12 protein-coding genes are annotated in these 15,741 nt (G+C 35.8%); 7 read left to right on the top strand and 5 right to left on the bottom strand.

Annotated features, from left to right (window positions below; translation table 11 throughout):
• Positions 1–60 precede the first annotated feature (60 nt).
• The 3 genes from BW942_RS07805 to BW942_RS07790 form a co-directional block, all read right to left on the bottom strand.
• Positions 61–480, bottom strand: coding sequence for a c-type cytochrome (locus BW942_RS07805; protein ID WP_001086272.1), 420 nt, complete (start codon positions 478–480; stop codon positions 61–63).
• Positions 481–2,017: 1,537 nt separating this feature from the next.
• Complete coding sequence (locus tag BW942_RS07795) at positions 2,018–3,565, bottom strand: glycerol kinase 5 (protein WP_000013893.1); 1,548 nt, start codon at positions 3,563–3,565, stop codon at positions 2,018–2,020.
• Positions 3,566–4,529: 964 nt separating this feature from the next.
• Positions 4,530–4,970: a host attachment protein gene (locus BW942_RS07790; RefSeq protein ID WP_000792515.1), complete on the bottom strand. Its 441-nt coding sequence runs from the start codon at positions 4,968–4,970 to the stop codon at positions 4,530–4,532.
• A 684-nt stretch (positions 4,971–5,654) separates the two neighbouring features.
• On the opposite strand from BW942_RS07790, the gene sufC reads away from it, so the two are divergent.
• The 7 genes from sufC to BW942_RS07750 all read left to right on the top strand — a co-directional run bounded on the left by sufC (position 5,655) and on the right by BW942_RS07750 (position 11,519).
• On the top strand, positions 5,655–6,422 hold the full coding sequence (gene sufC / locus BW942_RS07780; RefSeq protein WP_000136057.1) for a Fe-S cluster assembly ATPase SufC: 768 nt from the start codon (positions 5,655–5,657) through the stop codon (positions 6,420–6,422).
• Positions 6,391–7,626 (top strand): Fe-S cluster assembly protein SufD, encoded by a 1,236-nt coding sequence (gene sufD / locus BW942_RS07775; RefSeq protein ID WP_000147970.1) that lies wholly within the window; start codon positions 6,391–6,393, stop codon positions 7,624–7,626. Before sufC ends, sufD begins: the two co-directional genes overlap by 32 nt.
• On the top strand, positions 7,623–7,934 hold the full coding sequence (locus BW942_RS07770) for a non-heme iron oxygenase ferredoxin subunit (RefSeq protein ID WP_000010051.1): 312 nt from the start codon (positions 7,623–7,625) through the stop codon (positions 7,932–7,934). Before sufD ends, BW942_RS07770 begins: the two co-directional genes overlap by 4 nt.
• Before the next feature lie 5 nt (positions 7,935–7,939).
• A complete protein-coding gene (locus BW942_RS07765; RefSeq protein WP_000010076.1) occupies positions 7,940–9,181 on the top strand; it encodes a cysteine desulfurase in 1,242 nt (413 codons plus the stop codon).
• Positions 9,165–9,599: a Fe-S cluster assembly sulfur transfer protein SufU gene (sufU, locus tag BW942_RS07760; protein ID WP_000058820.1), complete on the top strand. Its 435-nt coding sequence runs from the start codon at positions 9,165–9,167 to the stop codon at positions 9,597–9,599. The genes BW942_RS07765 and sufU overlap by 17 nt, the downstream gene beginning before the upstream one ends.
• Before the next feature lie 327 nt (positions 9,600–9,926).
• Positions 9,927–10,250 carry a metal-sulfur cluster assembly factor gene (locus BW942_RS07755; protein WP_000888483.1) on the top strand — a complete coding sequence of 108 codons (324 nt, stop codon included), beginning with the start codon at positions 9,927–9,929 and terminating at the stop codon, positions 10,248–10,250.
• Positions 10,251–10,727: 477 nt separating this feature from the next.
• Positions 10,728–11,519 carry a GNAT family N-acetyltransferase gene (locus BW942_RS07750; RefSeq protein ID WP_000908611.1) on the top strand — a complete coding sequence of 264 codons (792 nt, stop codon included), beginning with the start codon at positions 10,728–10,730 and terminating at the stop codon, positions 11,517–11,519.
• Positions 11,520–12,075: 556 nt separating this feature from the next.
• On the opposite strand, the gene BW942_RS07745 is transcribed toward BW942_RS07750, so the two are convergent.
• Both BW942_RS07745 and BW942_RS07740 read right to left on the bottom strand, forming a co-directional pair.
• Positions 12,076–12,603, bottom strand: a complete 528-nt coding sequence (locus tag BW942_RS07745; protein WP_000860667.1) for a DUF1697 domain-containing protein — start codon at positions 12,601–12,603, stop codon at positions 12,076–12,078.
• A 1,233-nt stretch (positions 12,604–13,836) separates the two neighbouring features.
• Positions 13,837–15,684: a DUF1561 domain-containing protein gene (locus BW942_RS07740; RefSeq protein ID WP_002097344.1), complete on the bottom strand. Its 1,848-nt coding sequence runs from the start codon at positions 15,682–15,684 to the stop codon at positions 13,837–13,839.
• Positions 15,685–15,741: the final 57 nt, after the last annotated feature.

Here is a 15,741-nt window from a genome sequence, read left to right as displayed (position 1 = left end):
AGGCCAGTCGAAAAAATAAAAATGGATCGGAAAACACAAGTTCTCCGATCCAAAAAAATCTTAGTTTTGAGAAAGATGAACTACGTATTTTGCAAGTAGTTTCAGATTTTCATCACCTAAGAATTTGTAAGCAACCATCGGGCTGTTTGGAATTCCGTTGTTGAGGGTTTTCAAAATTCCCACCTCTGTGTTTCCGTTTTTCCACTGTGAGGCAGGTGCCTTATAGTTACGAGGTTTCGGATTGAGGCTTGCAGCGGCGGCTCCGTCTCCCGCTCCTTTTTCACCATGGCAGGAAGAACAGTTTTGCAAAAAGATTTCCTGTCCTTTTTGAAGTTCGGGGCTGAGAGTCGAAGCAGTTTCCGTTGCAATAGGAGCGGAAGTCGTTTCAACCGGTTTTTCGGACTTATCTCCGCAGTTCATAAAAAGAACCAAAGAGACCAGAGCGATCAAGATGGAAAGGATCGTATTTTTGGAGTTCATCGAAAATCACCTCTATTTGTGCAAGTCAGATTATCTTAGTAGGAAATTTCACGATAGAATTTTTTGTCAGATATTTGTCATGGGTTCAGTTTTTCTTGGGAGTTAGAATTGTATAGTTTACTGATTAAACTTTGGATTTGTCTGATACTTTAGAATTTCTAGAAATCATTCTTACTCAAAAGCTATATGATAAAATACCTAAATCAATAGTTTACATTTCAATCAGAGTCGTTGAAAAATGAATTCTCCATCCGTTTCTTTTTATGAAAACGGTCGATTGAAGCAGTTTTGTTAATACCCATTTTCAATAATTCTAATGTAAATTGCGTGCAAGAAGATCTGGGCGAATCCGGTATTGCCGAACTGCGTTTTCCGTTAGAGTCAATAAATTGCATGAAAGAAACGTTATACGATATTTAGTTTCAATTTATTACAGAGCACGATCTGTTGAGCGACTTAAAACGCGACCTATCTCGCGCCCGGAAAATTCAACGTCTCGCTTCTATTGGTGCTCGACGGGAGTGAGATTTGAGTTTAGGAAAGCGTTTTGCTGAGTTCAAACGCGACCCGAAAAACTCAAGCGAATGCCTCTCTAAGGATTGGCATTCAAGAAGTGATGCATTGAGTTTAGCGAGTGATACGCTGAATTTGAGAGAGCATTCTGCTGAATTTCCCTATCTTCTTCAATCGCTTTTGCGTCGGATTCTATCAAATTTACGTGAAACGGTACTTTGGGATAACATTTAGGTATTTGATAGGGATTAGTAGTTTAAAGTGAATTTGGTGTAAAAAATCAGTTTTATCTTAGGTTAATTTTTTCGTAAAAAAATAAATGTGGGAACTCTTACAAATCAGAGATTTACAGTTAAACTTTAAAAATTGTGGGAACTACTATAAAATACAAAAAGAATCATTGTACAATCAGATTTTTGCACAAAACCGCTGTTTTGCGGCCATTATCGAAATTTAAATCCTATTTTACTATTCGGACGTATGAAAATAGGATCCGAAATTAACCGTCGATTTACAAAAATATGGAAGTTCTCAAAAGATTGTAGCCCGGAATTGTTTGTAAAATCATAGTTTTGCAGTAGTTCCCACAAATTTTACGGATAAACTTAAGTTTGATGGTAGTTCTTCCCACTTTGAATACGGCAGGTTCAATTGTTATAAACTTATTCTTTTTAAATTGTGATAGTTCCTACAATTTTAGGAATTGTTTGTAAAATCGTGATTTGTAAGAGTTCCCACATTTAAAAAATCGATCTGTAAAGTTCGGATTTCAACTTTTTCGGAATCATGGATTCCTTTACGCCAAACTCGCGTTAGTTTATTATTCCGATGCATAAAAATGACACCAGAAATCAATGATCAATTTTGCAAAACTGTAGAAGTTCTCAAAAAATTGCATCCAATCCCGGATGTTGGTTTTTTTGAAGTATTCTAAGTTTTGAAAAGCACATGGTAGTATACCCGAGTAAGTTCATAAAAGCAGACAAAGTTTTTGAGATAACTTCTATAAATATTAAAACCGTAATCATTCGATGGAAAGAGTTGCGGTAACTGCTTTTTTCCAACGTTGAATTTTTTGAACCCTTTTTGTTGGGTTCATCTTCGGTTCGAAAGATTTATAACCTTTTTGTAAATTCTTCAATTCATCTAAATTTTTCCAAAAGCCAACTGCCAAACCAGCAAGATACGCCGTTCCTGTTGCAGTCATATCTGGTTCGGGAGAACGATTTACTCTTACATTCGAAAAATCTGAAAGACATTGAAGAAGAATATCAGACTGAGATACACCGCCGTCCACTTTAATGTCTTTGATTTCAACTTTTGTATCTCGTTGAATTCCTTCTAAAATTTCATAGAGACTGAGAGAAATTCCTTCTAGGACGGCTCTTGCAACGTGTCTTCTATGAGATGCTAGAGAAAGCCCGATCACGGATGCCTTGGCACGAGGATTGAAATAAGGAAAACGGGCTCCCGTAGGAGTTGGAATAAAAACGACTCCTTCTGTATCTTCCGATTGGGCCGCAAGTTCGTTCAAAACTTTAGGAGTGTCGGAAAGTCCGATTCCTTGTCCTAACCAATCTATGAGGGTTCCAGCGGTTGCAACATAACCTTCTAACATATATGTGGTATTGCCGTCTATTCTCCAAGCGATCATTGGAAAAAGACCGCGTTTGGAAAGTTTTGCTTTGGGCCCTATGTTAATATCCACAAATGCCCCGGAACCTTGAGAAATTTTTACTTCGCCCCTTTCAAAACAACAATGCCCAAATAGAGCCGCCATTTGATCTCCAATCGAAGCTCTGATTGGAATCGAATGTCCTCCTAAATATTCTGGCAAAGTATGACCGAAGTCTCCGTTGCTATCTTTTACTTCCGGAAATAAATTAGAAGGAATTCCGAATATTGAAAGAATCGGTTGGTTCCAGATCAATTGAAAAGGATTAAACATTCCCGTAGCAACTGCATTTGACGAATCGGTGAGATGTTGTTTTTGACCGGTAAGTTTATAAATGAACCAAGTATCTAACGTACCAAAAAGAACTTCACCTTTTTTGCATCTCTGTTTTAGATCTGGATTTTTGTCTAAAATCCATTTTAATCTACAAGTTGCGTGATCTGTCGTAAATCGGAGCATGGAAGTGGCGATCATCATTGGATGGTTTGTCAATCTTCCTACAAACGTAGATACAACACGGATGATTGTCCAGATTAGATTTCGATTCATCGCTTCTGCAATTTTATGAGAACGAACGTCCGCCCAACTGATCAAAGGAGTTAATGGCTTTCCTGTGGATTTTTCCCAGAGAAGAAAGGAGCCGCGTTGATTACAAATTCCTAATGCGATAATTTCTTTTACAATTTGCTGATTTTTTTGGATCTTTTTTAAAAGAGAAAGAAGGGCCTTCCATAGGATTTCTGGATCGTGTTCTAAAGCACCTGCTTCGGGAATATTAGGAGGAGTTTTTTCATATTGCCTTTCGACTATATTACCTTTTCGATCTAATAAAAACGCACGAATTCCGCTTCCCCCACTGTCGATGGAAAGGACGTATTTGCCCTGTGAATTAGCCATTGAATCTCCGAAGTTTTTTCAATAATGGAATGAGAAATTAAAAGGTTAAGTAATAGAAGTGGTGGGTTTCTGTCTATTTCTTTCCGAATGAGGTTTTAAACTTAATTGTAGGATACATTTTTTTTCTAATTTAACGCGAGTTCTGCTTAGGGGAAACTAGGAAAATTTTTTTTTTAAAAGTAAGAGTTCCTAGATCCATTGATAGAAATGATCGATCTTATTTTTTAGTTTCTAAAGACTTAAAACATTGGAGTTCCCACATTTTAAAGTTTTACCGTAAAATATAGATTTGTGATAGTTCCCACGGATTAAGTCCCATTATAAATTTTCAAACATTTATTTTTACAGAAAAATCAGATTTTTATAAAACGAGTCTTTTACATTGAACCACGTTAATTTTATGTTTTGAGTTGATTATTGGGTTTCGCAAAAATGTAGGAACTCATGCAGATTGAGTCAGTAAAAAACAGTTAAAAACTATAAATTTGAAATGAGACTGAATCTGTGAGAACTGTTACAATTGTCGAACGACTCAGAACCTCTTCTTAGATTTTGAAAAGTTTCAGAATGTAGAATTCTCAATCGCAAAGAAAAATAGTTTTCGTAATTGATAAAAAATGTAGGAACTCCGCTTCAACGAAAATTCTTATAACAAACAAATTATCAATTGGTAATGAGATTTAGAACCTGCCCCAAATTTTAAACACCAACCTGCAGAGCAACCATAGAAGAGATGCATTGAGTTCAAGAAGTGAGAAGTTGAGTTTTTCGAACGGCCCCGTGAGATCTAAGTTTTACATGTAGGACCTACTACGAAAATTGAACTGCTCTAAAGTTCACGAATTATCAAATGTGACCTAATTTGTGGGAACTACTGCATGTTATTAAAAATTTCTAAAGAATTATCACGTAAAATTTTTTGAGTTTTTGGAACAAACTCTTAACTTGTGGGAACTACCATAAGTTAAAAAAGAATTTCTCGAAGATGAGAAAGAATCTCTTGATTGTTTGTCGTTATAATATCTTTTCCCATTTTATGAAAGATCATAGATTGAGATCTTCGATCCATCTTATCTAAGAGCATTCCGAGAAATCTAGGTTCTGAAACTAGAACGAGGCTTAAAAAACGATTTGATTTTCTTCCTTGGGAAATTACGTCCGAAATTTGGCTGGCAAATGATTCTGCAACTTTGCGTTTTGGTTCTTGAACGGAATCGAAATCAAAGGCGATTCTTTGCGCTTTTGCTCGTTTCCCGCCCGAAGAATTTGGGATCAATTCAGAATTTTTCATTCTTCCTTTTGGGTTTTCAATACTTTCTAAAAGTTCTAAACCTTTTCTAGATCCTTTGTATTCAAAAATTTTCGCCTCGGACCTATTTGCTACTACTACCCATTTATTTTTCATATTTCTTTTCCTCGCTAGTAATCTACCGAAAAATTTTATCTGAGTTGATGTTTGAAGTCTTCGTTTTCTAACAATGGCTTAAAAACATCATTCAGAACGAAAATGAACGCACTCACGATAAGAATAGTGAAGATAGATTTACGTGGGGAACTATCAATTCATGTAAATTATCGATTTATTCAATTAGGCTTCCTTCTCAAATTTGAATCAGCATATTTTGGCCTATTCACACAAAATAGTGTTTTAGGTTTTGAGAACGTTCTTTTCGTTCGATCAATATTGTAGGAGAAAAGGAAAAGCGAGTCAAGATTCAAACAAAGAATATTAACTAAAATCTGAATCTAAATGTAGGAACTGCATTTGTTAGAAAATTTTGGATCTACGTAATAATTCCTAAATTTTGGGTTTTTTAGAATTCAGTTTTATGAATGATTGAATTGAAGATTGTAATAGTTCCTACATTTTTAGGATGATTTTGGATAACGGCCTTATGAACGGATGTAGTATCTAAATTCTTTCCTATTGATCTATCCTAACGAGAAAAAACATTGGTAGAATCGGGATTAAGAAAGAATCTGGGATGGTTTTCTTGTCGAAAACTTTAAAAACTACAAATAGAAAACAAAACTTGTGTAGTTTGGAAAAGGATCGCAGTCTCGAATATTCGCAAAGAAAGGTGTTTCTGTGACCGAGATTTTAAAAATCCAGAACCTCAAAGCGGGAATTCAAACCGGAGATTCCGGGGAAATCAAAGAAATCGTAAAAGGAGTCGATCTGACAATCCGACCCGGAGAAGTCCATGCTATTATGGGACCGAATGGTTCCGGAAAAAGTACACTTTCCAACGTAATCATGGGACATCCTAAATACCAAGTTTTGTCGGGGGATATTCTATTTGAAGGGAAATCCATTTTAAATCTTCCGACAGACGAAAGGGCCAGACTTGGAATTTTTCTTTGTTTTCAGTATCCGACTAGTATTCCGGGAGTTACGATTGGTAATTTTTTAAAAACCATTGTAAAATCGGTAAGAGGAAAGGAACTACCCGTTAAAGAATTTAGAAAAGAGCTCAAAGAATCTATGGCGGCCCTTGATATGCCAGAGTCGTTTATTGCGCGTTATGTGAACGATGGGTTTTCCGGAGGAGAAAAAAAAAGAAACGAAATATTGCAGATGAGTCTACTCAAACCGAAACTTTCGGTATTGGACGAAACTGATTCCGGACTTGATATAGACGCGCTTCGAATTGTAAGTGAAGGAATCAATCGAAATAAAACTCCGGAACGCTCTATACTACTAATCACACACTATCAAAGAATGTTAAACTATATCACGCCCGATTTTGTTCACGTATTTGCAAAAGGAAAAATCTTAAAAACAGGAACAAGAGAACTCGCGCTCGAATTGGAAGAAAAAGGATATGACTGGATCCTTGCAGAATCGAAAGACTGAAACAAAACTGTCTTTGGAAAATCAGTTTGAGAGATTTGTTTCTCAAAGTAAGGAACCTCAGGCACTGAAAGATTTTCGTAAGAAGGTTTTTGCCAAATTTCAAACTCTGAAAATTCCCGGCTCAGAAAACGAATCCTGGAGAAAAATACCTCTTTCTAATTTTCATCCGGAAGATTTTACCGAAGTTCCAGATTTTGCTGCCGTAGTTTGGAAAATTCCGGATTTGGTTAAACTACAAAGATCGGAAACGCTTTCCGGAAAAGAATTGGAAAACTTTTTAAATATTCTGGAAGGTATATTCCAAAAACAGAATGAAGAATGGTTTACCCTCTATAGTCTTTCTAATTTTACTCATGGACTTTATCTCGAAATAGGAAACGACTTTGTAGTTCAGGAAGAAATTGAAATCAAATTTCGTCTTGAAAAAGAGAACAAGATTTTACCTTTGATTGTAGCTAAAATTGGAAGTCATAACAAAATATTGATTGTCGAACGTTACGAATGCATCGAAGAACAAGAATTAAAATTTTTCCAGGGACTTTCCGTTTTACAGACTGGAGCCGGTTCTAAAGTATCTTATGTAGGGATCGAGTCTTTTGGATCTTCTATATTCCATTTTCAGAATTTATTTTCTGATCAAAGAGAGGATTCGGACTTAAAAATAGCAAAAGTTACTCCAGGCGGTTACAAGGGAAAAAATTTACTCAACGTAGATCTTTCTGGAAAAGGCGCAAGAGCCAGAGTGATCGGACTCGCTCCAATGGCCGCGAGGGAATTTCAAGATTCAGAAGTAAAAATCGTTCACAATGAAAGTCATACGGAAAGTTCAATTCTTTATCGAAGCGCTTTGAAAAATAAGGCACATCACATCTTTACAGGAAATTTACGAATTCCTAATTCTTGCAAGGACGTAAACGCAATTCAAATCAACAATAATCTACTTCTCAACAGAACTTCAAGAGCGGAATCGATTCCTAAACTGGAAGTATATGCAGAAAATGTCAAATGCGAGCACGGGGCCACCGTGGGAGAGATTGACGAAGAACAACTTTTCTATCTCGCTTCTAGAGGAATCGATGAGGATGAGGCTAGAAGAATGATTGTGGACGGATTTTTGGGCCAAGTGATTGGTGAAATCGAATCGAATTCCATACAAGAAGAGCTATTTCGGTTAATTGCTAGAAAAGTGGAGGGGGCTATATGAGCTTTCGTAAACTCGCAAAACTGTCCGAAATAGAAAACGGGAAAGTCAAAGTAATTGAAACCAGATATAATAGAATTGGGATTACAAGTTTAGACGGAAATGTTTACGCGTTTGAAGATGTATGCACACATGACGGAGAAGCCATTTCGGAAGGAGAATTGTGTGGGGACGTAATTACTTGTCCGAGACACGAGGCGCAGTTTTCCATCAAAACCGGAAAAGCGCTTTGTATGCCCGCTGTGGAAAATCTTCCGGTTTATCCGGTGAGAATCGTAGATGACTCCGTCGAGGTAGATTTGGAGGATTGACAGATATGAGTTTCTCTGCCGAAAGAATTAGAACCGACTTCCCGATTTTGGGAACTAAGATGAACGGGAAACCACTCGTTTTTTTAGATAGCGCCGCTAGTTCTCAGAAACCGTTTACGGTTATTGATACGATCGAGAAGTATTATCGAGAAGAGAACGCCAACATTCATCGTGGAATTTATTATCTTTCTCAAAAAGCTACTGAAAAATATGAACTGAGTAGGATTCGTCTTTCTAAATTTATCGGAGCGCAATGCGCAAAGGTTTGTATTTTTACGAGAAACGCCACAGAGTCGATCAATTTAGTCGCCCAAACTTGGGGGAGAACTCAGATTAAAGAAGGGGATGAGATCGTACTCAACGAATTAGAGCATCATTCTAACATCGTACCTTGGCAGATGTTGGCCCAGGAAAAAAAAGCGGTCTTAAAATTCATTCCTTTAAACGAAGATAGTACTTTAGATTTTTCTAATTTACAAGAGATTATCACAACCAAAACAAAGTTAGTTGCTATTTCTCAGATGTCTAACGTGACCGGGACGATTCATGATATTCTTCCCGTGCAAAAACGTGCAAAAGAAGTAGGCGCCAAACTATTAGTAGACGGTGCTCAGGGAGTTTGTCATCTTCCTGTAAATATGAAGGAAATGGAATATGATTTTTATGTTTTTTCTGCGCATAAGATGTTGGGTCCGACCGGAGTAGGGGTTTTGTATGCAAAGGAAGAAATCTTAGAAGAGATGCCTCCTTGGATGGGTGGAGGAGATATGATTGCTCAAGTATATAAGGAAAAATCTACTTATGCGGAACTTCCATCCAAACTGGAAGCGGGAACTCCGAATATTGCGGGCGTAATTGGATTTGGATCTGCGATCGAATATCTCGAAAATATAGGGATGCAAGAAATTAGAAATCATGAAATAGAATTGCTCTCGTATGCTTTGAATCGATTGGATGATTTTGGTGGTTTGGAACTTTATGGAACTAGGGATTTATCCAAAAGAGGAGGAGTGATTTCTTTTAACTTTCCAGGTGTACATCCTCATGACGTAGGAACAATTTTAGACGAAGAGGGAATTGCAATCCGAGTCGGGCATCATTGTGCGCAACCTTTTATGGCGTTTCAAAATATTCCTGGGACTTGTCGGGCGAGTCTTTATCTTTATAATACAAAAGATGACATTGATCGATTGATTCAAGGTCTAATTAAGGTAAAGGAGATTTTCTCCCGTGTCCTTAAGCGATAGTTTATATAAAGAAGTAATTCTAGATCATTATCAAAACCCTAGATTTCGGGGAAAACTGGAATCTGCCGATTTATACGAACATGGGATCAATCCACTTTGTGGAGATGAGCTCGAGCTAACGATCAATTTGGACGGAAATCGAATTACAGAAATTCGTGTGACTGGAAAGGGTTGTTCCATTTCACAAGCGTCCGGTTCTATGATGGCAGAATCGATTTATGGGAAAACCATAGCCGAAGCCAAGGACATAATATTACGTTTTAAGAATATGATTTTAGAGGACCAAGATCCTAAATTTGACGAGGGGCTGGAAGATCTGGAATCGATGGAGTCAGTTAAAAAAATTCCTGCGAGAATTAAATGCGCCGTTCTTCCTTGGAACACGTTAGAACGAGCTTTTTTACAATTGTCTAGATGAACGTGGTAGTTCCCACAAGTGTTTTACGGTAAAATCCTGGTTTGTAATAGTTCTCGCATTTTGGAAACTAAAGTGTCTCAATTCATGAACTCAATGTATTGTTTTTATGATCCTCGACAGTTTTTGGAACAGAATCTTAGCTTTATAAAAGTCTATATAAGTTCGTGGTAACAAAACGTATCAATTTACAAAGAGACTTAATTTGTGGAAACTACCACAATTTTTTTTCAGGTTTGAATGGTATATTTAAGAAGATCTTTTCTAATTTTCTTAAATTGAACTCGCGTTACAATGGAATTTAATCAAAAAGGAAAAGGGAGAAATCAAATGTTGGAAGCTCCTACAAATACGTTAGAAGAACAAATTTACGAGGAAGTAAAAAAAGTGGAAGATCCTGAGATTGGAATTTCCATCGCTGAACTTGGGCTTATTTACAGAATCAAGGTCGAAAACGGAAAGGCAAAGATTGATATGACTTATACTTCTATGGCTTGTCCCGCAGGACCTCAAATGAAACAACAGGTTAAAGATTACGCACTTCGAGTGGAGGGAATTTCTGAGGCGGAGGTGGAAGTCGTTTGGGTGCCTAAATGGGATCCCAGGGAGATGGCGACCGAAGAAGCCAAAATGGACTTAGGGATTTTTGACTAAAATTAGAATATTATAAATATCTTTAGAATGAATTTTAATTTTTTCTGATTGTCGTAAAAAAGAAGTTTTATACAGGATTTTATTTTTACTCAGAACTATATCATTGATATATTAAACTCTGATTCTAAACGCGAATTTATCTAAAAGTTCATGATATTTTATCATATAAAGATAGTAGTAGGACGGCTATACTTGAATTTTATAGGAATTCTAATTAGAGTTATTGAAAAATTAATTCTCCATCTTGTTTCTGTTTTATGAAATGATTGATTGAAGTAGTTTGGTTAATCGTTGCTATGGGATTTTTCAACAACTCTATTCTAAATTTAGAATGAGTATTACTCAAAATTGTATGATAATGTCTAAAATTCTGCTTTTTAAACTAAGATGTGACTCAAAACTTATGGTGTCTTGTATAAGTATAAGATAGATAAAAATGATTTTAGAAAGAATATCAAAATATAATTAATTATTGAAATGCTCATTTCCGACTGGGAATTTGGGAAAATGGACAATCTGCAACAATCTGAAAAAATCAAAACGCAAAATACAAATCGATTTGGCCAACCGATTGGTAAAGCGCTTCCTGATTGGAAAACCGCCCAGTATCCAAAAAAAGAAACGATTGAAGGACGATATTGTAAATTGGAACCTTTAGAATTAACGTTACATGCAGAAGCGTTATATTCCGCAAATTTGCAGGATAGAGAAGGAAGAATGTGGACTTATCTTCCTTACGGTCCTTTTGAAACTTTTTCAGAATATCAAGAATGGATAAAAAGTACGTGTCAAAAGGAAGATCCATTCTTTTTCACGATCATTGATCTTGCAATAAACCAACCGGTAGGTATTGCTAGTTATGCAGAAATTCAACCAAGTGCTGGTTCTATCGAAGTTGGTCATTTGGCGTATTCTCCCTTGATGCAGAAAACCAAAATTTCTACAGAAGCTATGTATCTTATGATGGAGAATGCATTCAAACTCGGTTATAGAAGATATCAATGGAGATGTAACGCATTGAACGCACCTTCCTGCGCTGCCGCACAGAGGTTAGGTTTATCCTTTGAAGGAATTTTTAGACAAGCAAATGTTTTAAAAGGTTGTAATCGAGATACTGCCTGGTTTGCAATCATAGACTCGGAATGGCCTGAGGCTCAAAGCGCTTTTTTGAGTTGGTTAAACGATGGTAACTTCGATGAAAATGGAAATCAAAAAATTCGACTTTCCGAGTTGACTAGTCCCATTCTCAAACATAGATACAATCCTTAGTGATCTGTTACACAGTTTCGTTTTTTCTATTTAGAGCTTGTTTCAAAACCTCAAAAAATTTTACGAGATAATTCATTCTTTAGAAATTTTTAATAAAATGCAGTAGTTCCCACAAATCTAAATATTTATTTTTCGTGATTAAAATTCATATGAGTTCTTACATTTTTAATATCTAACTGTAAAATCTGGATTTGTAATAGTTCCCATCAATTATTTTTACCAAAAAATCAGGTTTTATAAAATGAATTTCCTACATTGACTTGAGTTGATATTTGTAGTAAATTTCACGGATTGATTTCTAAATAACGTAAATTTGGCGTAAGAAAAACTTGGCGAATAAAAACACTCAATGCTGCTTCTTTATGGGTACAACATTTTTTTGGATTTCCGTTATAATTGCTTGCACATCGGTTATATCGAATTCACGTTAAATAACAGGTGATTGAATTTTTTGTGCAAATATTTGTTTAATATCATAATATTTTAATTTTCTTATATGTTGTTTGGTAAGAAGATTCTCAAGGGATTGGCAGAATTTTTATCCACAATTTAAATTCTATGTCAATTCGGATAATGTAACTACAGTTTTCCAATTCCTAGTAGTGGCCGATACGTGCAGTTTCTTCTCTAAAAAATTATTGGATAATTTTGAAACTCCATAACCTTTCGGTGAAAAGAAATAAATTTCTTTGCCTTGAACGATCAATTCTTCGCCTTTTATCTTCACTTTTTCGATTTCGGTAAGATCAGGATTTTTTTTGGATTCGTTTAAAAAAGAAATGTAAATTCTATTTAGGTCTTTTTTAAAAAAGGGGTTGGATTGGATGATTGTTTTTAATTCTTCTTTGGATCTGATAAATACTATCACTTCGAATCCAAAAACTTCTACGATTTTTTTCTCAATTAAGATGATGAGTTCTTTTACATTTTTATTTTTATCTTGGAATAGAACATTTCCACTTTGAATGTATGTTTGAACGTTCATAAACCCCAAAGATTCAAAAAGAGAAGAAAGATCTTTCATAAGGATTTTTTTCTGACCGCTTACGTTAATTCCTCTTAATAGTGCGATATAAGTTTTCATTGTTATAAACTGTATTTAGGTTTATAAATTGGTCGATTCAAAAATGATTTTTAAGAAATTGTTCCGTTTAGATATTTGTAACTTCTCAAAAGTAATTTTTAAATTTTGGAATAAATTCTTACATTACTACTCGTATACGTAAAAATAATATTTATTCTGAACTCGTTTTAAAACTTAAAATGTAGGATATTCTTTAAAAGCCAACAAATCCGGGTTCAATGCTTTTTTTGAAAACTTTTACATCTTTGATAAAATCAATTGTTAACTTTGGTATTATTTTTATGCGTCCGAGTAGTAAAAATCATTTGTTGTTTTTCTAATTTAATGGGAAGGAACGTAAGAAATTCGTTTTATTTTAGGTTAATTTTTTCGTAAAAAAATAGATGTGGGAACTCACAAAACTTAGATTTACCCAGTTGAACTTTGAAAATTGTGGGAACTACTATAAAATACAAAAAGAATTATCGTTCAATCAGATTTTTGCACAAAACCGCTGTTTTGCGGCCATCATCAAAATTTCAATCCCATTGTAACGTGAGTTCAGTTGAGCAAGACTTTTCTAAAAGTATAAGTTTCTACAATTTTAGGATTTGTGATTTGTAGTTAGTTCCCACATCATTTTACAGATCAATCTAAGTTTTGTGAGAGTTCCACACTTGAATGCGACATTCAATGTTTATAAACTTCTATTTTATAAATTGTAGTAGTTTCCGCATTTTAGGAATCGATCTATAAAATTCAAATCCAACTTTTTCAGAATTATAGATTTCTTACCTCGAATTTACGTTAATTTACGTAAGTTCTATCGCGAGAGCGATTGAAGCGTAGGAAACTCAGCAGAACGCTCTCTTAAACTAAAACCGTCTCGCTTTCATGGGCGCTCGAAGTAACTCAGCGTCTCGCTTCTATGGGCGCTCGACAGATCGCGTTCTATAATTAAATTGAAACGTAAAACGAAATATCGTATTATGTTTCTCTCATGTAATTTATTGATCGGAGCTGAAATTGCGGTCTAGTAACGCCAGATTCACCTAAACTTTCTTATGCTAAATTTACGTTATTGAAGTGTAATATTGGATTAGATCTTTATTATGTAGTTCTAGGTAATTAAAATAGAAAAAGATAACGTTCATGTTATGAGTGCAGCCGTTGATGTAGAAATGTATTTATAGAATAACTCTATCTCATCAACGACTTTTTCTGTTATAATAATGTGGCTTTTAAATCAGTGTTTTATTGCGATAGTGAGCATCTGCCGCTTACACACTGATTTATAGATGCACTAGTTGGAAATTCTCCTGAACCTCTTCTGTCTTCTCCTTCTCCAGTGCAATTCCTGTTAGAGACTGCCGAGTCGAAAGGATTGTGATAGAACGATCCTAACTGTATAGTTGAAAATCTTGCTAGATCTCTATCTGGTCTTGCTTCCAGATTTCTAATTACCTGTTGTGGATCCATGGTGGGTGTTAAAGCTTGTCTGAAGTTGTCAAGCGTCAAATTCGTTGTGGCCGTTGGAATTACCACTAATCCTTGAGAGGTCCTAAGAATTGGAACAGAATGTTTCCCCGCAGTCCCATCTGGACGCCACCGTCTCATGATCACCAACCAAATGCTTCCGGGAGGAGAATCTATAAGTGATTGAATGTGGGATAACATATCAGAAAGAGTAGAGGATTCAGAAGAGAGACTCCATTCGTACTGGGGCAACATAGTTCTAGCAGATATAAGTATTAATCTTCTACTAGAGCGAACTGTGGGACCATACGTGCTAACTATATCCCTCAGAGACGTATTCAAGTTCGGATAACGTTGACCAAACGAGATAAATGGATCTGTATTAGGATTTGTATCAAAAAAATAACCTCCGCTTTGAAGAGGTTCTCGAGAATGATACTCTTGTAGCTCTGCTATCATTTGAAAACCATGAAGTAAACAAACACCACATACTCCACTTGAAATGTCTGAGCCTGAAGTTGAACGTGTTATCTCATAAAGTCTTTGAACCCAAGCCTCAGTTAATTGAAAGCTGGGTGGTAAGGTTCTTGAAATTCTTTTATGTGTGGTACTTGCTTGATTACCAGGAGCTGGACAATATTGTTCCGTCTTGCCAAGATTAGAAGTTGTATAACGTGTCCAATCTAATAAATCTTTATTAACAATAAACAGAGAAGTGGGACTATTGGTAGTGTCCTTTTCTAAATAAGAAAGTTTAGCTGCATAGGCAGCGCCCCAATTGGATCCATATCGAGTAACTCTTAGTGCATTTCCCTTATAATCTGTGATCATTCCTCCTTCTTCTGTTTCAAAAGAGACGTTCCAATAAGTGGGATTATCTTTACTGATCGCTGCGTCACTACACGATTCCCAGGAAACCCAATTCCATTGATAGCTGTCTACCTGAGAATACATACAATAGAGAGAGCCACTGATTGGATCATACTGAGCAAGATGTCCATTTTCAGGATTGTAGTAGAGAGGAGTTGTATTTTTATCCGAACCTCCCAAACGAATAAAATAACGTTCATTTCCCCAGCTATGATTCAAATCCCAGGCTATGGAAGTTAAAATACTGATGTTTCCGGGGGTGGCTATTGTATTCATCCAATCTTTCATGGAAGAATCTAAAGTATGATTGTATTTATCACCAGAATTTCTAGAAATATAACCATACCAATTTGTATCTTTTAATCGGTAAAACCCATTTGCAGTCCAAAAAGAATTGTCCTTTATAATCCATCTTTGTAAAGGGTCGTTGATTGTACAAGGTCTGAGATGAACATAGTCCCAGATTTCTTCCCCTTGGACTACTGTTTCCGGAGCAGTAATACATAACCACGTATTATTGATGTTATACGAAATTCTTTGAAACACGTCGTATCTTGCATTCATAACGTGCATTTGCCAACACTGTTCAATTATAATGTAACTTTCACCGCCGCTAAAATTAGGACCGTAACAAAATGTTCCACCACCACTTACATTGACTTTGATCGGTTTATCTTTTGGTGGATCGGTGGGTTTTTGAACGATTGAGTTGGTGGTCTTTGATGAAGACGCAGCATGTACAAGTGTATGATCCATTTCATACTCCAAGTAAACCATGATGGAAGCTAACAAAACCACTATGAGAATTTTCTT

The sequence above is a fragment of the Leptospira interrogans genome (assembly GCF_900156205.1).
Taxonomy (GTDB): domain Bacteria; phylum Spirochaetota; class Leptospiria; order Leptospirales; family Leptospiraceae; genus Leptospira; species Leptospira interrogans.
The sequence above is the reverse complement of the archived record's forward strand: the minus strand, read 5'-3'. Positions and strand labels throughout refer to the sequence as shown.